This window comes from Mesorhizobium sp. LCM 4576, from assembly GCF_001854815.1.
Lineage (GTDB): Bacteria > Pseudomonadota > Alphaproteobacteria > Rhizobiales > Rhizobiaceae > Mesorhizobium > Mesorhizobium plurifarium.
The window spans coordinates 51,000-75,622 of the sequence record NZ_MDDT01000089.1; the positions used below are offsets into that span (position 1 = coordinate 51,000).

General features: G+C 66.1%; 24 protein-coding genes. 18 read left to right on the forward strand and 6 right to left on the reverse strand.

All coding sequences use genetic code 11. The features are described 5' to 3' along the window. Positions 1-42: 42 nt before the first annotated feature. The 7 genes from LCM4576_RS31940 to LCM4576_RS31970 all read left to right on the forward strand — a co-directional run bounded on the left by LCM4576_RS31940 (position 43) and on the right by LCM4576_RS31970 (position 5,245). On the forward strand, positions 43-471 hold the full coding sequence (locus LCM4576_RS31940) for an EF-hand domain-containing protein (protein ID WP_071036316.1): 429 nt from the start codon (positions 43-45) through the stop codon (positions 469-471). A 45-nt stretch (positions 472-516) separates the two neighbouring features. Then, positions 517-1,059: an RNA polymerase sigma factor gene (locus LCM4576_RS31945; RefSeq protein ID WP_071036317.1), complete on the forward strand. Its 543-nt coding sequence runs from the start codon at positions 517-519 to the stop codon at positions 1,057-1,059. Between the two features lie 74 nt (positions 1,060-1,133). Next, entirely contained in the window at positions 1,134-1,583 is a 450-nt protein-coding gene (locus LCM4576_RS31950; RefSeq protein WP_071036318.1) for a hypothetical protein, read from the forward strand. Positions 1,584-1,609: 26 nt separating this feature from the next. Next, positions 1,610-2,023 carry a periplasmic heavy metal sensor gene (locus LCM4576_RS31955; protein ID WP_244510976.1) on the forward strand — a complete coding sequence of 138 codons (414 nt, stop codon included), beginning with the start codon at positions 1,610-1,612 and terminating at the stop codon, positions 2,021-2,023. A 112-nt stretch (positions 2,024-2,135) separates the two neighbouring features. After that, a complete protein-coding gene (locus LCM4576_RS31960; protein ID WP_071036320.1) occupies positions 2,136-2,423 on the forward strand; it encodes a GCG_CRPN prefix-to-repeats domain-containing protein in 288 nt (95 codons plus the stop codon). Positions 2,424-2,528: 105 nt separating this feature from the next. Then, entirely contained in the window at positions 2,529-3,986 is a 1,458-nt protein-coding gene (locus LCM4576_RS31965) for a DUF1800 family protein (RefSeq protein ID WP_071036321.1), read from the forward strand. A gap of 20 nt (positions 3,987-4,006) precedes the next feature. Further along, on the forward strand, positions 4,007-5,245 hold the full coding sequence (locus LCM4576_RS31970; RefSeq protein ID WP_071036743.1) for a DUF1501 domain-containing protein: 1,239 nt from the start codon (positions 4,007-4,009) through the stop codon (positions 5,243-5,245). A 53-nt stretch (positions 5,246-5,298) separates the two neighbouring features. On the opposite strand, the gene LCM4576_RS31975 is transcribed toward LCM4576_RS31970, so the two are convergent. The 6 genes from LCM4576_RS31975 to LCM4576_RS32000 all read right to left on the reverse strand — a co-directional run bounded on the left by LCM4576_RS31975 (position 5,299) and on the right by LCM4576_RS32000 (position 12,306). Then, positions 5,299-5,568: a GCG_CRPN prefix-to-repeats domain-containing protein gene (locus tag LCM4576_RS31975; protein WP_071036322.1), complete on the reverse strand. Its 270-nt coding sequence runs from the start codon at positions 5,566-5,568 to the stop codon at positions 5,299-5,301. Positions 5,569-5,654: 86 nt separating this feature from the next. Continuing rightward, positions 5,655-7,238 (reverse strand): indolepyruvate oxidoreductase subunit beta family protein, encoded by a 1,584-nt coding sequence (locus LCM4576_RS31980; protein ID WP_071036323.1) that lies wholly within the window; start codon positions 7,236-7,238, stop codon positions 5,655-5,657. Beyond that, positions 7,231-9,384, reverse strand: a complete 2,154-nt coding sequence (locus LCM4576_RS31985; protein WP_071036324.1) for an indolepyruvate ferredoxin oxidoreductase subunit alpha — start codon at positions 9,382-9,384, stop codon at positions 7,231-7,233. The genes LCM4576_RS31980 and LCM4576_RS31985 overlap by 8 nt, the downstream gene beginning before the upstream one ends. Before the next feature lie 60 nt (positions 9,385-9,444). Beyond that, on the reverse strand, positions 9,445-9,927 hold the full coding sequence (locus LCM4576_RS31990; RefSeq protein WP_071036325.1) for a MarR family winged helix-turn-helix transcriptional regulator: 483 nt from the start codon (positions 9,925-9,927) through the stop codon (positions 9,445-9,447). Further along, positions 9,927-11,498: an NAD(P)/FAD-dependent oxidoreductase gene (locus LCM4576_RS31995; protein WP_071036326.1), complete on the reverse strand. Its 1,572-nt coding sequence runs from the start codon at positions 11,496-11,498 to the stop codon at positions 9,927-9,929. Before LCM4576_RS31995 ends, LCM4576_RS31990 begins: the two co-directional genes overlap by 1 nt. 16 nt (positions 11,499-11,514) lie before the next feature. Further along, a complete protein-coding gene (locus LCM4576_RS32000; RefSeq protein WP_071036327.1) occupies positions 11,515-12,306 on the reverse strand; it encodes a cyclase family protein in 792 nt (263 codons plus the stop codon). Positions 12,307-12,425: 119 nt separating this feature from the next. On the opposite strand from LCM4576_RS32000, the gene LCM4576_RS32005 reads away from it, so the two are divergent. From LCM4576_RS32005 to LCM4576_RS32055, 11 genes are all read left to right on the forward strand, one after another. Further along, positions 12,426-14,000, forward strand: a complete 1,575-nt coding sequence (locus LCM4576_RS32005; RefSeq protein ID WP_071036328.1) for an NAD(P)/FAD-dependent oxidoreductase — start codon at positions 12,426-12,428, stop codon at positions 13,998-14,000. A 95-nt stretch (positions 14,001-14,095) separates the two neighbouring features. Beyond that, complete coding sequence (locus tag LCM4576_RS32010) at positions 14,096-15,625, forward strand: ABC transporter substrate-binding protein (protein WP_071036329.1); 1,530 nt, start codon at positions 14,096-14,098, stop codon at positions 15,623-15,625. A gap of 192 nt (positions 15,626-15,817) precedes the next feature. Next, on the forward strand, positions 15,818-16,825 hold the full coding sequence (locus LCM4576_RS32015) for an ABC transporter permease (RefSeq protein ID WP_071036330.1): 1,008 nt from the start codon (positions 15,818-15,820) through the stop codon (positions 16,823-16,825). Beyond that, the gene (locus LCM4576_RS32020) at positions 16,818-17,666 is read left to right on the forward strand and encodes an ABC transporter permease (RefSeq protein ID WP_041001491.1); all 849 of its coding nucleotides are present in this window, start codon (positions 16,818-16,820) and stop codon (positions 17,664-17,666) included. Before LCM4576_RS32015 ends, LCM4576_RS32020 begins: the two co-directional genes overlap by 8 nt. After that, entirely contained in the window at positions 17,663-18,541 is an 879-nt protein-coding gene (locus LCM4576_RS32025) for an ABC transporter ATP-binding protein (protein WP_071036331.1), read from the forward strand. The genes LCM4576_RS32020 and LCM4576_RS32025 overlap by 4 nt, the downstream gene beginning before the upstream one ends. After that, positions 18,534-19,358 carry an ATP-binding cassette domain-containing protein gene (locus LCM4576_RS32030; protein ID WP_071036332.1) on the forward strand — a complete coding sequence of 275 codons (825 nt, stop codon included), beginning with the start codon at positions 18,534-18,536 and terminating at the stop codon, positions 19,356-19,358. Before LCM4576_RS32025 ends, LCM4576_RS32030 begins: the two co-directional genes overlap by 8 nt. A gap of 80 nt (positions 19,359-19,438) precedes the next feature. Beyond that, positions 19,439-20,038, forward strand: a complete 600-nt coding sequence (locus LCM4576_RS32035; protein WP_071036333.1) for a VOC family protein — start codon at positions 19,439-19,441, stop codon at positions 20,036-20,038. Positions 20,039-20,233: 195 nt separating this feature from the next. Further along, positions 20,234-22,528 carry a bifunctional salicylyl-CoA 5-hydroxylase/oxidoreductase gene (locus tag LCM4576_RS32040; protein ID WP_071036334.1) on the forward strand — a complete coding sequence of 765 codons (2,295 nt, stop codon included), beginning with the start codon at positions 20,234-20,236 and terminating at the stop codon, positions 22,526-22,528. Beyond that, entirely contained in the window at positions 22,525-23,298 is a 774-nt protein-coding gene (locus LCM4576_RS32045) for an SDR family NAD(P)-dependent oxidoreductase (protein ID WP_071036335.1), read from the forward strand. The genes LCM4576_RS32040 and LCM4576_RS32045 overlap by 4 nt, the downstream gene beginning before the upstream one ends. Further along, positions 23,292-23,756, forward strand: coding sequence for a MarR family winged helix-turn-helix transcriptional regulator (locus tag LCM4576_RS32050; RefSeq protein ID WP_071036336.1), 465 nt, complete (start codon positions 23,292-23,294; stop codon positions 23,754-23,756). The genes LCM4576_RS32045 and LCM4576_RS32050 overlap by 7 nt, the downstream gene beginning before the upstream one ends. Next, entirely contained in the window at positions 23,753-24,565 is an 813-nt protein-coding gene (locus tag LCM4576_RS32055; protein ID WP_071036337.1) for an enoyl-CoA hydratase family protein, read from the forward strand. Before LCM4576_RS32050 ends, LCM4576_RS32055 begins: the two co-directional genes overlap by 4 nt. The last annotated feature ends 58 nt before the right edge of the window (positions 24,566-24,623 follow it).

Here is a 24,623-nt window from a genome sequence, read left to right on the forward strand (position 1 = left end):
AAGCGTGGCCGCCAATGGCCGCGCCCAACCGGAGACGAGAGCATGATCCGCCTATTCGCCGTAGCCCYTGGCTTGCAGACCGCTGTCGCGGTCGCCCAGACGACAACCCCTGCCCCCGCRCAGACGACGCCGGACAGCTCGACTGCCGCCAAAGCTGACCAAACCAAATCGGGCCTGATGCTGGAAAAATTCGAGGCCCGCCGGGAAAAGGCGTTCATGCGGGCCGACACCGACAATGACGGCAAGGTCAGCCCCGCCGAATGGACCGCTTTCCAGACCGCGYGCAAGGCCAAGGGCGATCCGGCCAAATCCTTTGCGCGCATGGATGCAAACAAGGACGGCTTCGTCGACAAGGGCGAGCTCGACGCCCTGCTGGCCAAGCGCTTCGCCAGGCTCGACAAGAATGGCGACGGCGTGCTTGGCGCCGACGAGAGGCCGGGCCACAAATCCGCTCCCAAGCAGGAGCAATGACCAAGAGGTTATGCCGCACAATGACAGTCGCGAGCGCCCCGATTGATGGGCGCCGATCCGGACGAGGAACTGGTACGCCGCATCGGCGCCGGCGACGCGGTAGCCGTGCAGGCGATGGTGGCGCGCAAGCTGCCGCGCATCCTGGCCTTGGCCACAAGGATGCTCGGCGACGCGGCGGAGGCCGAGGACGTCGCCCAGGAGACTTTCGTGCGCATCTGGCGCCACGCCTCGGGCTGGCGCCAGGGGCAGGCGCGCTTCGACACCTGGATCCACCGGGTGGCGCTCAACCTCTGCTACGACCGGCTGCGGCGCCGGCGCGAATGGACGACGGACGAGCTGCCGGAGGTGGCCGATGACGCACCGCTTCCCGATGCAATGCCTGGCGACGAAGAGCGCAGGGTCAGCCAGGCCTTGCTGCGCATCGCGCCGCGCCAGCGCGAGGCGATCGTGCTGGTGTATTATCAGGAGTTGTCCAACATCGAGGCCGCCGGCGCCATGCAGGTCAGCGTCGATGCGCTGGAAAGCCTGCTCGCGCGGGGTCGTCGCACGTTGCAGGCCATGCTCGTTGGAGACGATGGCAATGACTGAGACAGCAAGGGCATTGCCGGCTTCGCGGGCAAGGACGTGGGGGGCCATGTCAAAACGGCGGAAGGGGGAACGAGATGGCTGAGAAAACCACGAACGGGCCGATGGATGCCGGGCGCTTCGCCGCGCTGGCGGATGCCTATGGAAGCGCCTTGCACCGCTGGCCGCCGGCCGAACAGGCCGCCGCCATGCTGTTTGCCGGGACCGACGAGGGCCGCGCCATCCTGCGGCGCGCCGGCAGGCTCGACGCCATGCTCGACCGGCATCGCGTCGAAGCACCCAGCCCGGCGCTGTATCACGCGATCGTCGCCCGCGCCGCGACCGAGGTCAGGCAGGAGCGCCGCCGCCGGTTCTGGTGGCTGGGCTTCGGACTTGCGGGCGTTGGGCTCGCCGGGGCCGTGGCCGGGCTGGCGCTGGTGACCGTCGTTGCCCCGGATATCCAACCCGATCATTATGTGATGGACGCCAATGCGACATCTTTCGGCGACGCCGGACCCGATGCCGACCAGGCCGAGGAGGATCTATGAACCCCCGTCTCGTCGCGGCATCCCTGGTGCTCAATGTCTTTTTGATCGGCGCGGTGGCCGGCGGTGCCGGCTGGATGATTGGCAAATCCAATCCGGGCTTTTCGCTGGAATCGGCGGGCGGCCGGCTGCCTGCCGCCGACCGCAAGATCTTCCGCCAGGCGCTGCGCGAGGTGCGCCGCGAGTCCCGTGACGTGGTCCTCGACGGACAGGCCGCCCGGCGCGAGGCGGCGAACCTGCTGCAGCAGCCGACCCTTGACAGCAACGCGCTTGCCGCGGCGCTCGAGCGGGCGCGCAATGCCGATGTCACCGTCCGCACGCGGCTGGAACAGCGCATCATCAAATTCGCTGCATCGGGATCGCCGGAGGACCGGAAGCTGCTGGCGGACGCGCTGCTTCGGCGCGCCGGCAGGCCGCCGCCGCCTGCAAAAAAATCGCCATAGGCGGCGACGGAAAGAGCGGGCGCGCCCCGTTCAAGGGAAAGAGGGACAGACCTGTGACCGCCTTTGGCGGCGGGCAGGTTCTCTTCAACCTCGGAACCTTCGGGAGTATCCCATGAACAGTCTGACGAAATATTCGCTCGCGGCCGCGCTCGCCATCGGYGGAACGGTCGCGGCAAGCGCCGCCTCGGCCATGGCGGTCGCGCCGGTYGCGCCGGCGCCTGCAATGATAGAGCCCGTCGCCTGGGGCTGCGGTCCGGGCTGGCATCCCAACTATTGGGGCCGCTGCGTGCGCAACCGCCGCGTGATCTATCCCGGCTATTATTACTGGGGCGGACCGCGCGTCTATATCGGTCCGGTCTGGCATCCTTACCATCGCTGGCACCACTGGCGCCGCTGGTGATGACCCGCTCATGGCGCCGGTGCTGCGGCCGGCGTGGTGAGCGCTCTTGCGCTCATGKAACATGTCGACCGACACGATTTGCATCGGCTTCGGACGGAGGCTTCGTTGGCCGCACCCGTTTCAAACTCCGCCTCGCCGGATCCGGCCCTGGTCGCGCTCAACCGCTTCGGCCTCGGCGCAAAACCCGGTGATGATCTCGGCAAGATCGCCGCCGATCCGCGCGGCTATCTCAAGGCCGAGCTCAAGCAGCAGGACATCGCACTCATTTCCCCCGACGACCCGCGGAATGCCGGGCTGCTGGACAGCACGGCGGCGATCCAGGCCAGCATGGCGGCAGCCATGGAGCGCAAGGCGGCACGCTATGAGAAGGCGTCGGCCGCCATGCAGCCGATGGCAGCGGATGATCCAGCCGGCCCGGTCGTTACAAAGGCCAAACCCGCGGTGCCACGTGTCGAGGCCGATATCTATCGCGACGAAGCGCAGGCCCGTTTCGACAAGGCGCTCGCCGCGACGCCCGGTTTCGTGGAACGGCTTGTCGGCTTCTGGTCGAACCATTTCTGCGTCTCCGTCGCCAAGGCGCCGGTCGTGCGGGCCTGCGCCGGCGCCTTCGAGCGCGAGGCGATCCGGCCCTTCGTGCTTGGCCGCTTCGCCGACATGCTTTTGGCCGTCGAGCACCACCCGGCCATGCTGTTCTATCTCGACAACCAGCAGTCCATCGGCCCCGATTCCCGCGCCGGCAAGCGGCGCGGCCGCGGCCTCAACGAGAACCTCGCCCGCGAGATCCTGGAGCTGCACACGCTGGGCGTCGGCAGCGGCTATGCCCAGGCCGACGTCACCAGCTTCGCCGGCATGCTGACCGGCTGGACAATGGCCGGACGCGAAGGGCAGCTGGGTGAGCCGGGAAGCTTCGTCTTCAACGCCAATGCGCACCAGCCGGGCCAGGCGGTGCTGCTCGGCAAGACCTATCCCGACGGCGGCATGGATCAGGCGGAGGCCGCGCTCAACGATATTGCCCGCCATCCGGCCACGGCGCAGCACATCGCCAGCAAGCTTGCCCGCCATTTCATCGCGGACGATCCGCCGCCGGCGGCGGTCGCCCGTCTGGCTACGGTCTTCAGCCGGACCGACGGCGACCTGCGCTCGATCGCCTTGACGCTGATCGACATGCCCGAGGCCTGGTCGACGCCGCTGACCAAGCTGCGCTCGCCATTGGACTATGTCGTGGCGCTGCGGCGGGCGGTCGGCGCCAGCGCCGGCAACGAACCGCAGCGGTCGCTCCGCTGGCTAAGCGTGCTCGGCGAACCTCTGTGGCAGCCGCCGGGGCCGAACGGCTTTTCCGACCTGACTGACGCATGGGCCTCCGCCGAGGGTCTGAAGACGCGCCTGGACATCGCCTGGCAGGCCGCGAAGCAGGCGGACGACATCGGCGATCCCGACGAGACGCTGGCGTCGCTGATCGGCACATCCGTCTCGGCCGAGACGCGGYAGGCGATCTCGCGCGCCGAGTCCAAGCAGCAGGGCCTGGCGCTGCTGTTGATGGCGCCGGAATTCCAACGCCGGTGATCCAACACGGAGATATGGCCATGAGCCTTCTTTGCGAAACCCCCAGCCTCTCCCGCCGCGCGGTGCTGATGAGCGGCGGCGCACTGTTTGCCTGGGCCTATCTGCCGCGCTTCGCGCGCGCGGCCGACAAGAGTGACCCGCGCCTGATCGTCATCGTGCTGCGTGGCGCGCTGGACGGATTGTCGACCGTCGGGCCGGTCGGCGATCCAGACTATGCCGGCCTGCATGGCGACATCGCGCTTTCGCTCTCAGGCGCCAACCCGGCATTGCCGCTCGACGGTTTCTTCGCCGTCAACCCGGCGATGCCGGTGTTTGYGCGCCTGTTCAAGGCCGGCCAGGCGGCGGTGGTGCATGCGGCGGCGACCGGCTATCGCGACCGCTCGCATTTCGACGGCCAGGACGTGCTGGAAAGCGGCCTTCCGGGTCCCGGCAACGCCACCACCGGCTGGCTCAACCGGGCCTTGGCCAGCCTGCCGGCGGGCGAGCGCGTGGCTAAGCTCGGCGGGCTGGCGGTCGGGCCTTCGACGCCGCTGGTGATCCGCGGTGGCGCCCCCGTGCTCGGCTGGGCGCCGCAGGCCCTGCCGACGCCCGGGGATGCCTTGGCGGAGCGCGTGCTCGACCTCTACAACCACCGCGATCCGGTGCTGGCGGCAGCACTGCAGAAAGGGCTCGATGCCGATCGGATGGCGCTGGGCGATCAGCTTGACGGCAAGACCATGAAACCGAAAGGCGGCCTCGACAATGCCGCAGGCATGCGGCAGTCGGCGCAGGGCGCGGCGAGGCTGATGGCGGCCGACGACGGGCCGCGCATCGCAGCGCTCGCCTTCGACGGCTGGGACACGCATGTCAACGAAGGCGGCGCCACCGGCCGGCTCGCCAATCTGCTCGGCGGCCTCGACGGCGCCTTCGAGGAATTCGAGAAGGGGCTGGGCGGGCGCTGGCAGGACACGGCGGTGGTCGCCATTACCGAGTTCGGCCGCACGGCGCGCATCAACGGCACCGTCGGCACCGACCACGGCACCGGCACGGTGGTGCTGCTCGCCGGCGGCGCGATCAAGGGCGGCCGCGTCATCGCCGACTGGCCGGGACTGAAGCCGGCGCAACTCTACGAAGGCCGCGACCTCGCGCCGACCAGCGATGTGCGCGCGGTGCTGAAGGGATTGCTGGCGGATCAGTTCGGTCTGTCGGCGGCGGTGCTTGGCGACAAGGTGTTTCCGGAGTCGGCGGCGGTGAAGCCGATGCGGGATCTGGTAGGGTGAACGAAAACGCCCGCGCCGTTGTCGGCGCGGGCGTCGATCCCCTCGATGGAGCATCAGCTCCAAAAACCGGGGTGCCAGCGGCCGTGAGACCAGAAGCCGGGGTGCCAATGGCGCACATGCATCGGGCGGATGATCACCCGGCCGTTCGGCACGCATCTGCCCCAACGATTCATGTGCCAGCCGGGGCCGCAGCGCCAGCCGACGGTTTCGATGGGCAGCGGCGCGGCGCTCGGCTTGACAAGCGGCATAGCCTGCGAGCCGGCGCCGGACAGCATCAATGTACCGGCGGCCAAGGCGATGGGCAGGAAATACTTGGTGAGCATAAGGTTCGTCTCCGTAATTCATCCCTACCTCCGTGAAACGGAGGACCGGGCCGAATTCCGTCGGAGCGGTGCGGATCACATCTTCGTTAGCGAGCAACGCCTTCATTGAGCGTCRCCACCGTCTTCAGCGCGCCGCCCAGCATGTCGCCCTTCTCGTCCTTGAGAGCCGCCTCGCGCAGACGGCGGATCCAGTCGGCTGCATCGTCGCGTCCTTCGAGCATCGGCAAAGCCGAGAGCACCCGGTCGAATTTCGACTGGGCGCGGGCATGGGTGTCGCTGTAGCCCTTGATCAGGCGGCGGCAGTTCAGGACTTCGGCGGCCAAAGCGTAGTCTTGGCGAGCATAGCCGAGCGCTAGGCCGTACCAACGCTCCAGATGCTCAAGCTCTACCTTGTGGCGTAGCAGGCGGCGGCGCCAGCGACGCAGGCCGCCGATGAGCCACAGCATGGCGAARCCGGTGAAACTGTCGGTGCGGATATGGCGGCCGCGATTGATGCGGCGGTCGAGGAAGGCGGCGAGCCTGGGCCGGCTCTCGATGTAGCTGCCCAGCCCCGCCGGCAGCGTGCCGCAGAATTCCTCGATGCGCGGATGGAAATACTCTGTGACCTGCAGGACCGAGCCTTCCTTGACCCCGACTTCCCTGCGCACGCGCCTGTCGCGGGTCGAACGCGTCTTGAGGTCAGCGACGCGGATCATGTCGTCGTAGCACATGGCGTTGGCGAGATGCTTTGCCGCGGCGATCGACAGCGCATAGCCGCGCTCCGCATTGTCGAGCGCGACGGCCTTATCCAGCCGGTCGAGATATTCGCCGCCATAGGCGATGTCCTGGTAATCGACGACCTTTCTCAGGCCGCGTTCGGCCATGTCGCGCAGCGGCTCCGGCAGTGCTGCGACGCGGGCAGCAAGCTCCTGCCAGCCTTTCAGCAGGGTTTCGGGGCCGCTGACCTTCGCCGTCGACTTGGGTTCGGCAGCGGCAGGTTCCGCCGCCTTCTCGCCGGCCGAAGCTGCCGCGATGCCGCGCGCGCGGTCGCATGCGGCGCCGAAGGCTGCGAGACTCGCCTTGACGCCACGGCCGCCGGCGCCGATCGCCTGCTCGTAGCTTTCGCGAGTGAAGGGCAGCGCGTCGGCACCAGCCAGCGCGCCGAGCAGGCTGGCGGATATCATCGTGCCGTTGTCGGCGGCGATCTTTTCCATGTCGAAAGCGATGAAGCGCTTTGCTGCTGCCTGCGCTGTCGCGTGGACCTTCTCCGACGAGGCGCGGCCGTCACCCGGCTCGATCTTTTCCGAGACGGCGGCGATACGATGCGAAGAGGTGATCAGCGTCGTGCGCTCGGGCGTGACGAAGCCGCGGATGATGGCGCGGCCGGCCTCCATCAACTCGGCGGCGATCAGGATATCGACGTCGCCCTGCGACGGCGACAGCGCAAAGACCGGCAGCCGGCCGGTGTCGCGGGCCATCTCGATRTAATAGATCGTCGCGCCGGTGCGCTGGGCGACGCCGGCGACGGAGGTCGATTGCGCGATATAGCCGTTGCGTTCGGCGACATCGGTGATCCAGTCGGCGAGCACGCCGCCGCCCTGGCCGCCGACGGCGAGCACAGCGAGTTTTATCACCCGCTCGTCATCTAAAGCGCCCGCCTTCGGGCGCAGGGGGGAAGCCTGGTCAAGCATCGGCGAACGTCAAACGGCGGCTTTCGCGGCGGCGCTGCAAAAGGCCGATCACGGCACGGCGCGCGCTCTCCAGGAAACGGTCCCAGCGGCCGGGATTGTGGACGACATCGGCGCGGTAGAAGGACGGGCAGAGCACGRCCGCATCCGCCACCTCGCCGCAATTGCCGCAGCCGACRCAGTTCTGGTCGATCGAGGCAACCGGATCGTMGCGCAGCGGATCGTCGAGCGTCTTCACCGACAGCGACGGGCAGCCGGAGAGGCGCATGCAGGCGTGGTCGCCRGTGCAGATGTCCTCGTCGACGCCGAACTTGGGCTTCACCACCCGCTCGCCACCCTTGATCGCCTTGTCGACCAGCGGCTTCTCGCGGCGCTGGCGGTTCAGCATGCATTCGGACGAGGCGACAATGACCTTCGGCCCCTTCTCCTCGGTGGTCAGCGCGTCGCGCAACGTGTCGCGCATCTTGCTGACATCATAGGTGCGGTCGATATGGCGCAGCCATTTGACGCCCATGCCCTTCACCGCTTCGTCGATCGGATGTTTCGTCGACTTGGTGCGGTTGTTGGCGCGCGACGACAGTATGTCCTGGCCGCCGGTGGCGGCCGAGTAGAAATTGTCGACGATGACGATGACGCCGTCATTTTTGTTGAAGACGGCGTTGCCGATGGAGGAGGTCAGGCCGTTGTGCCAGAAACCGCCGTCGCCGACGAAGGAGATCGAGCGGCGTTTTGCTTCCGGCGAATTGAAGGCGGAGGCGGAGGCCGGCCCGAGCCCGTAGCCCATGGTGGTGGCGCCGAGCTCGAAGGGCGGCATGATCGAGAACAGATGGCAGCCGATGTCGGAAGCGATGTGATGCTTGCCGAGCTCCTGCTCGACCAGCTTCGTCGCAGCGAAGATCGGCCGCTCCGGACAGCCGACGCAGAAGCCCGGCGGCCGGCCGGGCACGACATTGATGAGATCGGCGGTATCGACGCCCTCGCCCAGCTTGTTCGGCGCGCGGACTTCGCCCGGCAAAAGATGCGGGGCATTGGCGCGCAGGAAGGAGYCGATGCCGTCGAGCATCACCTGTCCAGTGTATTCGCCGGCCATCGGCAGATGCTCCTTGCCGACCAGCCTGGTGCCGCGCCCGGCCTTGTGCAGCATCGCGGCAAAGGCCTGCTCGATGTAATTGGGCTGGCCTTCCTCGACGACCAGCACCGCCTGCTTGCCCTCGCAGAAGGCGAGGAACTCGTCGTCGACCAGCGGGTAGACGGCGTTCAGCACATAGAGCGGCACGTCGGTGTCGCCATAGGTGTCGGCAAGGCCGAGCCGCTGCAACGCGCGGATGACGGAATTGTACATGCCGCCCTGCATGACGATGCCGACCGAGCCGTGGTCGGAGCCGAACATCTCGTTGATCTTGCGGCTCTTGATGAAATCGACCRCCGCCGGCCAGCGCTTGGCGACCTTCTCCTTCTCATGCAGGAAGGAGGCTGGCGGCAGCACGATGCGGCCGGTGTCGCGGCGCGGCGCTGACAGCGCATCGGCGACAGACATTGGCGGGCGCTTGTTGTCCTTGGCGGTGAAGTGACCGTGGACGTGGCAGCAGCGGATGCGCACCTGCAGCATGACCGGCGTGTTGGAGGCCTCCGACAGCTCGAAGCCGTCCTCGACCGCCTTGACGATCGACGGCAGGTTCGGACGCGGGTCGAGCAGCCAGACCTGGCTCTTCATGGCGAAGGCGTGGCTGCGCTCCTGCATGATGGAGGAGCCCTCGCCATAATCCTCGCCGACGATGATCAGCGCRCCGCCGGTGACGCCCCCGGACGCGAGATTGGCCAAGGCATCGGAAGCGACATTGGTGCCGACGGTCGACTTGAAGGTGGCGGCACCGCGGATCGGGTAGTGCACGGACGCGGCCAGCATGGCGGTGGCAGTCGCTTCGGAAGCGCTCGCCTCGAAATGCACGCCGAGCTCGCCCAGGATGTCCTGCGCGTCGGCCAGCACATCCATCAGATGGCTGATCGGCGCGCCCTGGTAGCCGCCGACATAGCCGACGCCGCATTGCAGCAGCGCCTTGGTGATGGCGAGAATGCCTTCGCCCGCGAATTCCTCGCCGGCGCCAAGCCTCAGCTTCTCGACTTCCTTGGCAAAAGACCGTTCGGCCATCTCTGCCTCCTTCCGTTGCCGCCTTCCCGTTGCCTTTGGGCGGGCGGCGCGTACATCAACTCAAATCTCGTGCTTGCGGATGTTCTTCAGCATCTTCTGCAGGATCGCGATCAGCGCCGCATATTCGGCGTCGTCGACACCGTCGAACATCGCCTCGAAGGCGTCGTGCATGGCCGGCCAGGCGBGGGTGAAGAGCGCTCGGCCGTCGTCGGTCAGGAACACATGGCGGATGCGGCTGTCGGTGACGCCCTGCTCGCGCCGCACCAGGCCCTGGCCTTCGAGCGTGTCGAGCGTGCGGCTCAAGGTCGATTGCTCGATCACCGTGTAGACCGAGAGATCGTTGACGGTGACACCGTCGGTAACCGAGAGYACGGCGAGTGTCCGCACCTGCGAAATGGTCAGGCCCTGCTTGCGGAAGTCGTCACGCAAAGTGGCGTTGTAGCGGCCCATGATGCGGTTCATCAGATAGGGCGCGAATTGCTGCAGGCCGATCTGGCCGAGGGTCGAGATGCGCTGGCGCCTTTCCGCGAGCTTCTGTTCCATCACAGCTTCCCCGCCAGAAGGAAGCCGGAGCCGCCGCCGAGGCCTGCGCCGGGATGGGTCGAGGCGCCGATGTGATAGAGGCCCTTGATGCCGGTCTCGTGGTTGCGGCTCGCCTTGAACGGCCGCCACAGGAAGGATTGGTCGATGGTGGACGAGCCGCCATAGGGATCGCCGCCGACCAGATTGATGTTCATCGTTTCGAGATCGGCCGGCGAATAGGCGCGGCGCGCGATGATGGTGTCGTGAAAACCCTCGATGTGGCTGGCAAGGATCGCCTCGACGCGGTCGGCATAGGCTTCGCGCAATGCGTCGCTCCAGCGGCCGTCGGCCRGTGTCTCCAACTGTCCCGCTGCATCGCCCTTGATAACGCGCGGTGCCTCGGGCAGTTGCAGCCACAGGATCGCCTTACCCTCCGGGCAGCGTGACGGGTCGAGCGCGTGCGGCTGGCCGACGCAGATGGTCGGAATTTCYGGCAGCAGGCCGCGCACCGCCTCGTTGCAGGCTTTGGAGACGCCGTCGAGCCYCGGCGTCAGATGCAGCAGCGCCACCTTATCGAGGCCCTCGCCGCGCCATGCGGGCGGCTTGTTCAGGGCGTAGTGGATCTGGAAGTTGCCTTTGCCGTAGCGATAGGACTGCGTGGCTTTTGTTGCCACCTCCGGCGCATCCTTGCCGAGCAGGCGGCCATAGAGCTGCGTCGGCGTGACCGAGCAGATGACGCTCTTTCCCACTGTCAGCGTTTCACCGGAGGCCAGACGCACGCCGGTGGCGYGGCCGCCGGTCTGAACGATCGAGGCGGCATCGGCGTTGACGCGGATTTCGCCGCCGCGTTCCTTGATCAGCGCCTCGAAGGCGGCGAGCAGGTTCCTGGCGCCGCCCTTGACGATCGGCGCGCCGGCCGCCTCCAGCGCGAAAGCGATGACCCTGGCGATCTGGCCGGAAAAGGCGTCTTCAGGGCCTAGCCCGGCATGCAGCACCCAGGGCGCCCAGAGCGCGCGGACGAGTTCGGACGCGTAAGTCGTTTCCAGCCAGCCGCGCGCGGGCACCAGCGCCTCACCCATGAAGGCGGCAAGATCGCGCGGGCCGCGCCGCCAGGCCTCRCCGGCGATAAGCTTCGTCGTCGGATAGGACCAGAGCGCGCCGCCGAGCAGGCCGAACAGCAGCCCGGCATTGCGCTCGATGCCGCCGACATCGGTGCCGTGACGGTCGCCATCGCCCGAGGCAATTGCGTTCAGCGCCGCGATGTTGGCTGGGCGGTCGGTGGTTATGACGGCATGGCTRCCGTCGGGCGTGAGCACGCCTGTCGGCGTGGCGGTGTGGCAGAACTCCAGCCCGTGCCGCGCGAGGTCCTTGCCGAGCGCGGCAAAAGCCGGCGAGGTGATGAACAGCACGAAGGTCGTGGCCATCACGTCATGGACGAAGCCGGGCGCAGTGACCTCCTCGGTGCGCATGCAGCCGCCGATGCGGTCGTTGCGCTCGAGCACGAGCACCTTGGCGCCCTTTGCGCCAAGCATGGCCGCGCAGACCAGGGCGTTGATGCCGCTGCCGACGATGATGTGATCGACGTCGCTCATCGTCGTGGCCTTGGCTTTAACCCCGAGGCACCAGCGCCAGCGCGCGGATCGGGCTGCCGGTGCCGCGCTCGATCTTGAGCGGAGCGGCGATCAGGATCGCACCCTTCGGCGGCAGCTGGTCGAGGTTGCACAGGCTGGCGAGGCCATAGCGGTTGGCCTTGTGCATCAGCGTGTGCGCCGGGAACGGCGGCTCCATCCCTCCTGCTTTACCGGCATCCGTGCCGATCGTCTCCGAACCCCAGCCCTTGATATCCTTGCTGATCAGGAACTGGATGGCTTCCGCCGTCGGGCCGGGCGTGTGCGGGCCGGTCTCGTTGGCGTTGAGGAACTCGGCTTCCGAACCGTTACGCTTGTACCAGTCGGTGCGCATCACCACCCACTCGCCGGGATTGATGGCGCCGTGCTTGGCTTCCCAGGCCTTGATGTGGTCGACGGTGAGCAGGAAATCGTGGTCCGCCGCGGCTTCCGCCGAGCAGTCGATGACGTTGACCGGGCCGATGAAATTCTGCGCCGGAATGGTGTCGGTGGCGCCGTCCGGATAGTCCTTGCCGGTGATCCAGTGCTGCGGCGCGTCGAAATGCGTGCCCRAATGCTCGCCGAGCTTCAGCCAGTTCCAGGCCCACCACGGACCGTTCTTGTCGTATTTGGAAATCTCATGGATCTCGACCTTCGGCGTGTCGACGGYGAGCTCCGGCGGCAGCTTGATCAGCGGCGTGTTCGGTCCGAGCGGCGCCGTCAGGTCGACCACCTTGATGGCGCCCGAGAGYAACTGGCCGGCGACCTCGCCGAGGAGTTTCTGCGTATCCATGGTCTTTGTTCCCTCTTGTCTCTGATGATCAAGGCTCGTTGCGGCCCTTAATATACCTACTAGACGAAAACATATGCATCTGCAATTATCTTTAAGCATAAAGCATTTTGGGGCGGGGCGTGAGCGAGTTCGACGCCATCTTTGTCGGGGCGGGCCACAACAGTCTGGCATGCGCCGCGCATTTGGCGCTCAAGGGCTGGAAAATAGCGATTTTCGAGCGCAGCGAGATGATCGGCGGCGCGGTGCGGACCGCCGAATACACGCTCCCCGGCTTCCGGCACGATTTCGGCGCGATGAATTTGAGCCTGTTCGCCGRCTCGGCCTTCCACCGGAAATATGCAAATGAATTGAAAAGCCACGGGCTGGAGTTCGCGCCCGTCGCCGACTGTTTCGCCAGCGCCTTCCCGGACGGGACATGGTTCGGCGTCAGCAACGATCTCGAAAAGACGGCGTCRCGGCTGGCCGCCTTCTCAGCGGCGGACGCAGCCGCATGGCGCAGGCTGGTCGGCGCCTTCCCAGGCGAGGCCGAGCACCTGTTCCGCCTRCTGGGTTCACCGATGAGCGCAAGAGCGCTGGCCGGTACAGGCTGGACCCTGTGGCGCAAGAAGGGCATCGCTGGCGCGCTCGACACGGCTCGGTTGCTGCTGTCATCGCCGCGCGCGTGGCTCGAGGAGAATTTCGAGACGCCGCATGTGCGCACGACGCTCGCGGCCTGGGGCATGCATCTCGACTTCGCGCCCGACATCGCCGGGGGCGCCGTGTTCCCCTATCTGGAATCGATGGCCAACCAGAGTTTCGGCATGGTGCTGGGCAAGGGCGGCGCCGACACCATCATCCGTGCCCTGGCCGGCATGGTGACGGCGGCCGGCGRCAAGATCACGACCGGCGCGGAAATCGCCGAGATCATGGTTTCCGGCGGCAAGGCGACCGGGGTCAGGCTGGCATCCGGCGAAACCCATGTCGCGACCAGGGCCGTCATTGCCAGCGTCGCGCCGAAAGCGCTCCCCGGCAAGCTGCTGCCCAATGGCTCGGGCGACGCCGGCTTCGACGCGGCGATGAAAAAATTCCGGCATGCGCCGGGCACGATGATGATCCATCTGGCGATGGACGACCTACCGGGCTGGAGCGCCGGCGCCGAGCTTCGGCAATTCGCCTATGTGCATCTGGCGCCGTCGCTCGACGCCATGTCGCGCGTCTACCAGCAGGCAATCGCCGGCCTGCTGCCCGATCAGCCCGTGCTCGTGGTCGGTCAGCCGACGGCCGTCGATCCGTCGCGCGCCCCGCAAGGCAAGCATGTGCTGTGGGTGCAGGTGCGCATGCTGCCGGCGCAGATCCTCGGCGATGCCGCGGGTAAGATCGCGCCGGCGCACTGGGACGCGGTCAAGGACGCCTATGCCGAACGGGTGCTCGATATCATCGAGAGCTATGCGCCCGGGCTGCGCAGCAAGATCCTTGGCCGCGCGACCTTCTCGCCGCTCGACCTCGAGCGCGAGAACCCGAACCTCGTCGGCGGCGACCAGGTCTGCGGCAGCCACCATCTGGCGCAGAATTTCCTCTTCCGTCCGGCGCGCGGCTTCGCGCGCTGGACCACGCCGGTCTCGAACCTCTTCCTCACCGGCGCCGCGACATGGCCCGGCGCCGGGACGGGCGCAGGCTCCGGCTTCATGCTCGCCCAACAGCTGGGAGGAGGTTGAGCCAAAGAGATTCCGGGATGGACAAGGCGCGGTTGCCCACCACCCGAATGAAAAAACGCCGCGCGGACAAATGACAACCAACAAGGGGAACGACCATGACCATCAACAGACGTGACTTGCTTGGGTATGGCGCCGCGGCGATCGGTGCCGCGACGCTCGGCCTGCCGAGGGCGGCCAAGGCGGCGGACGAACTCACCATCGCCTACAACGTCAACCTGCCCTCCTGGGACCCGACGACCGGCCCCTCGGCCGTCAACCCGACCATCCAGGGCCTCTATCAGTCGGTGTTCGACCAGATCATCGGCCAGAAGCCGGACCTTTCCTTCACGCCGGGCCTGCTCACCGAATGGGGCTGGAACGACGACCGCACCAAGGTGATGATGACGGTTCGCGACGGCGTGAAATGGCATGACGGCTCGCCCTTCACGGCGGAGGACGTGGTGTGGTCGCTGCAGCGGGCCGGCGACGAGAAGACCGGCAACCCGATCCAGTTCGTCTGGAAGAACGTCAACAATTTCAAGATCGACGGCAACAAGATCACCGGCGACGTCGTGCAGTTCGACCCGGTCTATTTCAAATGGATGTCGTTCCTGACGGGCTACATCCTGCCCAAGGCCTACTACGAGAAGGTCGGCGCGGAAGGCTTCGAGAAGGCGCCGATCGGCACCGGGCCGTATATGGTCGACAAATTCGAGCGCAACGCCTTCCTGCGGCTGAAGGCCAACCCGCATTACTGGGGCACGAAGCCGGYCTTCGAGAATGTGACGATCAAATTCGTCACCGACGCGGCGAGCCGCGTTGCCGAGATCGAATCCGGCTCCTCGCAGGTGACGCTCGAAATCCCCTATGAGGAATATGACCGGCTGATCGCCAAGGACGGGCTGGCCGGCTCGATCAAGAACGTCTCCGACATCGGCATGATCTTCTTCAACGACATCGAGGCGATGCTGGACAAGAATGTCCGCCAGGCGGCGGTGATGGCGGTGGACAAGGAGCTTCTGGTCAAGCGCTTGCTGCGCGGCTACGGCCTGCCGATCGCAACGCTGGAGACGCCGGAATACGCGGCCTTCGATCCGTCGATCAAGGTCGAGCACAATCCGGACAAGGCCAAGGAACTGCTCGCCGCATCCGGCTACTCGCCGGAAAAGCCGGTGAAATTCACGATACAGACGACCAAGGGCTTCAAGCCCAAGGACTATGAGATGATCCAGGCGATCGTCGGCATGTGGCGCAAGGTCGGCATCGAGGCCAAAATCGAGGTCTACGAGATCGCCAAGCACTACGAGCTGCGCGCCGCCGACAAGCTGGCGCCGGCCGCCTTCTACAATTGGGGCAACTCGATCGGCGACCCGACCACCTCGACGGGCTTTGCCATGTACGGCCCGAGCCCGCATTCGGTGTGGGACAGCCAGGACCTGATCGACATGATCAACCCGCTGTGGGGCGAGAAGGACGAGGCCAAGCGCATCGCCGGCTGGAAGGCCGTCGACAAGTACATCGCCGAGCAGGCTTATGTGCTGCCGCTGATGCAGTATGCGCAGCCGATCGTGCACTCGAAGAAGGTCAATGTCGTGCAGCACGTGTCCGGCGCGCTGTTGCCGGCGCTGATGACGCCGGCCGCCTGACCGAATCGAGGAGGCGCGCTAGCGCGCCTCCTTCAACGTCGCAGGCCCCCTCATCCGGCCCTTCGGGCCACCTTCTCCCCGTTGGGGAGAAGAGACTGGGGCAACGCCGGCAAGCTCCTCTCCCCTCGGGGAGAGGTCGGCCGAGCGAAGCGGAGGCCGGGTGAGGGGCCGAGTGCATTAGGCTCAGCGAGCATGCTGCTGCAGAGATTCTTCGTTCGTCTGTTGACGATGCTGGTGACGCTGTTCGGCGTCRCCATCGTCGTCTTCGTCGTCATCCGCGTCGCGCCCGGCGACCCGATCGCCATGATGCTGCCGCCCGGCGCCAGCAATGACGACATTGCGCGGCTGCGTGCGCTCTACGGGCTGGACAAGTCGATCGTGCAGCAGTTCTTCATCTGGCTCGCCGGCGTGCTGCATGGCGATTTCGGCACCTCGATATCGCTGCGCCAGGACGTGYTTGGCCTTGTCTCCAACCGGCTGCCGGCAACGCTGGAGCTTGCGACCGTGGCACTGCTGATGGCGGTGGCGATCGGCGCCACCGCAGCAATCCTCGGCGCGCGCTCACGCGGCACGGCGCTCGAAGCCGGCATCGACATTGCCAGCGGCGCGACACTCTCCATCCCCGATTTCCTCTGGGGCCTGGTGCTGATCCTGCTCTTCGGCGTGCTGGTGCCCGTCTTCGACATTTCCGGCCGCGTCTCGYCGCAGCTGGACCTGCCTTTCATCACCCAGTTCTATCTGGTCGAGAGTATCTTGAGACTCCGCTTCGACCTCACCTGGGACCTCATCAAGCACATGCTGATGCCGGCCGTTGCCTTGGCGCTGCCGCTGGCGGCGATCATCGCGCAGCTCTTGAAACAGTCGCTGAAGGAAGTGCTGGACCTCGACTATGTCGTGCTCGCCCGGGTGAAAGGTTTTTCGGAAACTCAGGTGATCCTGCGCGAGGCGCTGAAGAATGCGGCGCTGCCGACGTTGACGCTGGTCGGCGTGCAGTTCACCTTCCTCATCGGCGGCACCGTCATCGTCGAGCGGCTGTTTTCCTATGAGGGGCTCGGCAACATGGCAATCGACGCCGTCATCAACCGCGACCTGCCGCTGATCCAGGGCATCGTGCTGGTGTTCGCGCTGCTCTTCGTGCTGATCAACCTTGCCGTCGACATGATGTATGCGCTGCTCAATCCGAGACTGCGTCATGGATGAGGCGCGCATCGCCCGACGAGCCTCAAGCCCGCGGCTGTGGCTGGCCGGCGGCTGGCTTCTGCTGGCGCTGCTCGCGGCGATCTTCGCGCCGCTGATCGCGCCGCAGGACCCGCTGGCGCAGGACCTGATGCTGGAGCGCCTGCCGCCCTTCTGGCTGGATGGCGCCGAGCCCGGCTATTGGCTGGGCACCGACAGCCTGGGTCGCGATCTTCTCTCGCGGCTGATCTTCGGCGGACGCATCGCCTTCATCGTCGCCTTCGCCGCCGCGACATCCGCCTGCCTCATCGGTTCGGCATTGGGGCTGATCGCCGGCTATTTCGGGGGCTGGGCCGACCGCATCATCTCGCGCGTCGTCGATGTCTGGATGGCCTTCCCGCCAGTGCTGTTCGCGATCCTTCTGGTCGCGGTGCTGGGCACGGGCCTCAGCTCCGTGATCCTCGCCATCGCGATCATCGACTGGACGCGCTTCTGCCGGGTGATCCGCGCCGAGGCGATGAGCCAGGCGCGCATGGATTATGTCGAGAGCGCGCGCATCGCCGGCTATGGCCGCATCGGCATCATGCTGCGTGAAGTGCTGCCCAATGTGCTGCCGTCGGTGGTGGCGCTRCTGTCGCTCGAAATGGGCATCGCCGTGATCGTCGAGGCGATCCTCTCCTTCGTCAACCTGTCGATCTCGACCGACGACCCGACCTGGGGCAGCATCATCGCCGAGGGCCGGCTGTCGATCCATCAGGCCTGGTGGGTGCTGGTGTTCCCGCTGATCACGCTGATCCTCACCGTGCTTTCCTTCAGCCAGTTCGGCGAAGCGCTGAAGGCGCGTTTCGATCCGGTGCTGCGATGAGCGCGTGCCTCGACATTCGCGAACTCAGYGCCGTGCTGCCCAACGGCCAGCGCGTGCTGCGCTCGGTCTCGCTCACAGTCCAGCCGGGTGAAGTCCGCGCGCTGGTCGGCGAAAGCGGCGCCGGCAAGACGATGATCGGCAAGGYGGTGCTCGGCGTGCTGCCGAAAAGCGTGCGGGTCGTCGAAGGCGAGATRCTGATCGAGGGCGAGGATCTCGGYCGTCTCGATGTCAAGGCGCGGCGCACTTTGATCGGTGCCCGCACGGCGCTCATCCCGCAGGATCCGCTGACCGCGCTCAACCCGTCGCGCCGCGTCGGCGCGCAGATGACCGACCGGCTGGTGCGCATCCTCGGCTGGAGCGGCGAGCGGGCCGACACACGCATCCGCCAATTGCTCGACGAGGTGCAGATCCGCGATCCTGAGCGCGTGCTGAAGAGCTATCCTCACGAGCTCTCCGGCGGCATGCGGCAGCGCGTGCTGATCGCGGCGGCCTTCGCGGCGGAGCCGAGGCTGATCGTCGCCGACGAGCCGACGACGGCGCTGGACGTGACCGTGCAGAAGCAGATCCTGCGGCTGATCGCGCAGTTGCAGCGCGACCACGGCACGGCGATCCTGTTCGTCACCCACGATCTCGGCGTCGTCGCCAAGATCAGCCAGAAAGTGTCGGTGCTCTATGCCGGCAAGGTGGTCGARGAGGCCGAGACCGCGCAGCTCTTCGAGGCGCCGCAGCACGCTTACACGAAAGCACTGATCGCGGCGACGCCGCGCTACACCGATCCGTATGCCTCGCTGAAGCCGGTGGACGAGAGCGTGCTTGCCGGATTGGCGACTGAGATCGCGGCTGCCGACAAGGACTGGAGGCCAAGCCATGGCTGAGCCGCTGTTTTCCGTGCGGGGCCTGAAGGTGGCGCTRCCCGACATGACGCGCAAGCCGTTGATCGGCCGCGCGCCGCTGGCGGAAATCCTGAAAGGGCTCGATTTCGACCTGCCCAAGGGATCGGTCACCGRCATCGTCGGGGAATCCGGTTCCGGCAAGTCGACGCTCGGACGCTCGCTGGTCAGGCTGCTCGAGCCGAGCGCCGGYTCGATCAGCTTCGAGGAGCGCGACATCGGCCATCTTTCGGAGGGAGAGCTCAGGCCGCTGCGCCGCGACTTGCAGATGATCTTCCAGGACCCGATGTCGTCGCTCAATCCGCGCCATACGATCTTCAACATCATCGCCGCGCCCTTGAGGCAGAACGGGCTGGGCGACCGGCTGAAGGAGCGTGTTGCTGAAGCCTTGCAGCGCGTCGGCCTGCCGCAGAGCTTCGCCAGCCGCTACCGCCACGAATTGTCGGGCGGCCAGCGCCAGCGCGTCGRCATCGCGCGGGCGCTCGCGCTGTCGCCGAAATTCGTGCTGGCCGACGAGATCGTCTCCGGCCTCGACGTCTCGACGCAGGCGCAGATCCTGACTCTGCTGGAGAAACTGGCGGCCGAGATGGGCCTGACGGTCGCCTTCATCAGCCATGACCTTTCGGTGATCCGGCGGCTTTGCCAGCAGGTCATCGTCATGCGCGAGGGCAGGATCGTGGAGGCCAGCGCCACGGACGCACTGTTCGACAACCCGAAGGAGGCCTACACGCGCGACCTGCTCGCCGCCATTCCGCTCCCCGAGATCGATCCGGACTGGCTGCGGCCGAAGGTGCCAGCATGAATTGAGTTTCGATATTCGCACGCCGACCAGCGGGCCTCGGATGTGCGCCAGGACAAGTCGGCCCGCCAATGGAGGGTGACATGAAATACGCAATCCAGGCGGCGGTCTTCGCGRCCTCTTTGTTTGGTGCAATGGGAGCGGCTTCAGCGGATTCGATCCCCGGCATGCGCGGRCACGACCATACCGRCATCACCGTGCCCGACATGAAGCAGGCCGTCGATTTCTTCACCACTATCGTCGGCTGCAAGAAGGCGATGTCCTTCGGGCCGTTCGCCGACGACAAGGGCACTTTCATGCAAGACCTGCTCGGCGTCGATCCGAAGGCGGTGATCGAGGAGATCACTCAGATCCGTTGCGGCTACGGATCGAACATCGAGCTGTTCAAATACACAGCACCTGACCAGAAGGACGCAACGCCCAAGAACAGCGATATCGGCGGCTATCATATCGCCTTCTATGTAGACGACGTCGCCGCGGCGAAGGCCTATCTCGAGGGCAAGGGCGTGAAGACCAGGATGGGACCGTTGCCGGTGAAGGAAGGCCCGGCCGCCGGCCAGACCATCCTCTATTTCCAGGCGCCGTGGGGGCTGCAGCTGGAGGCGATCARCTACCCCGAAGGCATGGCCTACGAAAAGGGCGCCGAGACGGTGCTGTGGAGCCCGAAGGACCCGGCCAAGTGACGAACCAAACGCATCGGCGGCGATCATTCAATTATAAAACTTCAAGCTTGAAATAATTGCCGCGCGGCGCGATACTGAGAGTTGGGATCGCCGGCCTTTGCCGGCGGCTCCCGAGACCTTATGGAGTTTACGCAATTCCGGACGGAAAACCGCTACGCACTTTTCCTGGAATTGCTCTAGAGGAGATCGCAAGACATGAAGGTTGCGGTTCTCGGCGGCGGACCGGCCGGACTCTACTTTGCCATCTCGCTGAAACTGCGCGACGCCGCGCATGAGGTGACTGTCTATGAGCGCAACCGCCCGGACGACACGTTCGGCTGGGGCGTGGTGCTGTCGGCGGAGACGCTGGAGAACCTGACCAGGAACGACCCGGTCAGYGCCGTCTGGATCAAGAAGCATTTCGCCTATTGGGACGACATCGCCGTCATCCATGACGGCGTGCGCACGGTGTCTTCCGGCCACGGCTTCTGCGGCATCGGCCGCAAGCGGCTGTTGATCCTGTTGCAGCGGCGCGCCCGCGAGCTCGGCATCAAGATGATGTTCGAGACCGAGATTTCCGACCCGAAACCTTTCATGGAAACGCACGACCTGGTGGTCGCCGCCGACGGGCTGAACTCGAAGTCGCGCGCGGCCTTCGCGGACGTCTTCAAGCCGGACATCGACACCCGCAAATGCAAGTTCGTGTGGCTGGGCACCACGCAGAAATTCGACGATGCCTTCACCTTCATCTTCGAGAAGACGGAGCATGGCTGGGTGTGGGCGCATGCCTACCAGTTCGACAGCGAGACCGCGACCTTCATCGTCGAATGCAGCGAGCAGACCTGGAACGCTTTCGGCTTCGGCCAGATGACGCAGCAGGAATCGATCGCGGTCTGCGAGCGCATTTTTGCAAAGCATCTCGGCGGTCATCCGCTGATGACCAACGCCAACCACATCCGTGGTTCGGCCTGGATCAACTTCCCACGCGTGCTGTGCGAGCGCTGGTCCTACAAGAACCTGGCGCTGATGGGCGATKCCGCGGCATCGGCGCATTTCTCGATCGGCTCCGGCACCAAGCTGGCGCTGGAAAGCGCGGTGGCGCTCGCGGATTATGTCGAAGCCGAGCCCGATCTGGAGGCGGCCTTCCGCAAATATGAGGATGCGCGGCGCACCGAGGTGCTGAAGCTGCAATCGGCGGCGCGCAATTCGCTGGAATGGTTCGAGGAAGTCGAACGATATCTCGGGCTTGATCCAGTTCAGTTCAACTATTCGCTGCTCACCCGCTCGCAGCGCATCAGCCACGAGAACCTTCGCCTGCGCGATGCCGAATGGCTGGCGAACGCCGAGGAATGGTTCCAGCGCAAGGCCGGCGCGGGCGGCAACAGCTTACGCCGCGCGCCGATGTTCGCGCCGTTCAAGCTGCGCGACATGGCGCTCACCAACCGCATCGTCGTGTCGCCGATGGCGCAGTACAAGGCCGTCGACGGATGCCCGACCGACTGGCATTTTTCTCACTATGCCGAGCGCRCCAAGGGCGGCGCCGGCCTCCTCTATATCGAGATGACCTGCGTCAGCCCCGAGGGGCGCATCACGCCCGGATGCCCAGGCTTCTACAAGYCGGAGCACGAAGTCGCCTGGAAGCGGCTGGTCGATTTCGTCCACGCCGAGACTGAAGCGAAAATCTGCGCCCAGATCGGCMATTCCGGCGCCAAGGGCTCGACCCGCCTCGGCTGGGAAGGAACCGACGTGCCGCTCATCTCGGGCAACTGGCCGGTGATGGCGCCCTCGGCCGTGCCGTGGTCGCCGCAGAACCAGGTGCCGAAGGCGATGGACCGCGTCGACATGGACATGGTTCGCGACCAGTTCGTCGCTTCGGCTGAGATGGCCGCGCGCTGCGGCTTCGACATGCTGGAGATCCATGYCGCGCATGGCTATCTGCTGTCGGCCTTCATCACGCCGCTGACCAACCGCCGCACCGACGAGTATGGCGRCTCGCTGGAAAACCGCATGCGCTATCCGCTGGAGATCTTCCATGCGGTGCGCGCTGTGTGGCCGGCCGAGAAGCCGATCTCGATGCGCATCTCGGCCAATGACTGGGTGGGGATCGAAGGCGTCACGCCGGCCGATGCGGTCGAGATCGCCAGGCTACTCCATCAGGCGGGCGTCGATCTCTGCGACGTGTCGGCCGGGCAGACCACCATCGCCGCCAAGCCGGTCTACGGCCGCATGTTCCAGACGCCATTCTCCGACCGTATCCGCAACGAGGTCGGCATGGCGACGATGGCTGTCGGCAACATCTACGAACCAGACCATGCCAACTCGATCCTGATGGCCGGCCGCGCCGATCTGGTGGCGCTGGCCAGGCCGCATCTTACCGATCCCTACTGGACGCTGCATGCGGCGGTCACACTTGGCGACCGCGGCGTCAAATGGCCGGATCCTTATTTGCGCGGACGCGACCAGATCTACCGGCTGGCCGAGCGCGAAGCTGCAGCGGGGCTCAAAGTATGAGCGCCGCGCGGGCAATTGCCGGCAAGCACGCGCTGGTTACGGGCGGCGGCTCCGGCGTCGGCAAGGCGATCGCGTTTGCGCTGGCGAAAGCCGGCGTGAACGTCACCATCTGCGGGCGGCGCGAAGCGGCGCTGGCCGAGGTCGYGAAGGAGAATAGCCGCATCTCTTGGCTCGCCGCCGACGTCACAAACGAGACTGAGATGGCGGCCCTCCACGAGAAGGCCGAAGCCGCGCGCGGGCCGTTCGATATCGTCGTCGCCAATGCCGGCATGGCGGGCAGCGCGCCGGCGCACAAGACCGCGCTTGCGGACTGGCAGCGTACGCTCGACGTCAATCTCACCGGCGCCTTCCTGACGGTGAAGCCGGCGCTGGCCGGCATGCTGGCACGGAAGGTCGGACGCATTGTCTTCGTCGCCTCCACTGCCGGCTTGAAGGGCTACGCTTATGTCGCGCCTTACGTCGCCGCCAAGCACGGCGTCGTCGGACTGATGCKGGCTTTGGCCGCCGAGACCGCCAAGTCGGGCGTTACCGTCAACGCCGTCTGCCCGGGCTTCGTCGAGACCGAGATGCTGGAAGAATCCGTTCAGCGCATCGTCGAGAAGACGGGACGTTCCGCCGACGAGGCGCGCGCGAACCTCGCGGCGACGAACCCGCAAGGGCGTTTCGTCCAGCCGGAGGAAATCGCCTCGGCGGTGCTTTGGCTGTGCAGCGATGCCGCGCGATCGATCACCGGACAGGCGATTTCGGTTTCGGGAGGCGAGACATGGTAGCGGGACCGACCTCAACCGGGCCGGGCAAGGAGAGGCTGCGGCTGTGGATCCGCCTGCTGCGCGCCTCGCGCACCATCGAGGYCGAGCTGCGCGAGCGGCTGAAGAAGGAGTTCGACACCACGCTGCCGCGCTTCGACGTGATGGCGGCGCTCTACCGATCGCCGGAAGGCATGCTGATGAGCGACCTGTCGCGCTTCCTGCTGGTGTCGAACGGCAACGTCACTGGCATCGTCGACCGGCTGGTTTCCGAAGGCCTGGTGAYGCGGGCGCGGCGCAACGGCGACCGCCGCACCTCGATGGTGCGGCTGACCGAGGAAGGCTCGAGATCCTTCGCCGCGATCGCCGCGGCGCATGAGAATTGGGTCGGCGAACTGCTCGGCACCGTCAGCGAGGACGAGGCGCGCCGGCTGACCGGCATGCTGAAATCGTTCCGCAGCAACTGGGAGGGACGCGAATGAGCACTATCGCCAAGCTCAAGCCGAAACACTTCCTTTGGGATGTCGAAGGCAAGATCGCGAAGATCCGGCTCGACCGTCCCGAGCGCAAGAATCCGCTGACCTTCGACAGCTACGCGGAGTTGCGCGACACGTTCCGCGACCTGGTCTATGCCGAGGATGTCGACGCGGCGGTGTTCCTGCCCAATGGCGGCAATTTCTGCTCGGGCGGCGATGTCCACGACATCATCGGGCCGCTGGTCAAGATGGACATGAAGCAGTTGCTCGCCTTCACGCGCATGACCGGCGACTTCGTCAAGGCGATGCTCAATTGCGGCAAGCCGATCATTTCCGCGGTCGACGGCGTGGCGGTCGGCGCCGGCGCGATCATCGCCATGGCTTCCGACATCCGCATCGCCACGCCCGAAGCCAAGACCGCCTTCCTGTTCACCCGCGTCGGCCTCGCCGGCTGCGATATGGGCGCCTGCGCGATCCTGCCGCGCATCATCGGCCAGGGCCGCGCCGCCGAGTTGCTCTACACAGGCCGCACGATGAGCGCCACTGAGGGCGAGCGCTGGGGCTTCTACAACCGCCTGGTCGATGCGGCGGCACTGGAAGCCGACGCGCTCGACATGGCGGCGCGCATCGTTTCCGGGCCGACCTTCGCCCATGGCATCACCAAGACGCAGCTCAACCAGGAATGGTCGATGGGTCTCGACCAGGCGATCGAGGCGGAAGCGCAGGCGCAGGCGATCTGCATGCAGACCGGCGACTTCGAGCGGGCGTATAACGCGTTCGTGGCGAAGGAAAAACCGGTGTTCGAGGGGAATTGAGGATGGTTGCGTTGATGGAGACGCTGGCGGGACAGCGCCCCCCTCTGTCCTGCCGGAC

Coding starts and splice junctions, on each gene's coding strand:
- LCM4576_RS31945 (WP_071036317.1), top strand. CDS start 517: ATGGGCGCCGATCCGGACGAGGAACTGGTACGCCGCATCGGCGCCGGC.
- LCM4576_RS31950 (WP_071036318.1), top strand. CDS start 1,134: ATGGCTGAGAAAACCACGAACGGGCCGATGGATGCCGGGCGCTTCGCC.
- LCM4576_RS31975 (WP_071036322.1), bottom strand. CDS start 5,568: ATGCTCACCAAGTATTTCCTGCCCATCGCCTTGGCCGCCGGTACATTG.
- LCM4576_RS32055 (WP_071036337.1), top strand. CDS start 23,753: ATGAGCACTATCGCCAAGCTCAAGCCGAAACACTTCCTTTGGGATGTC.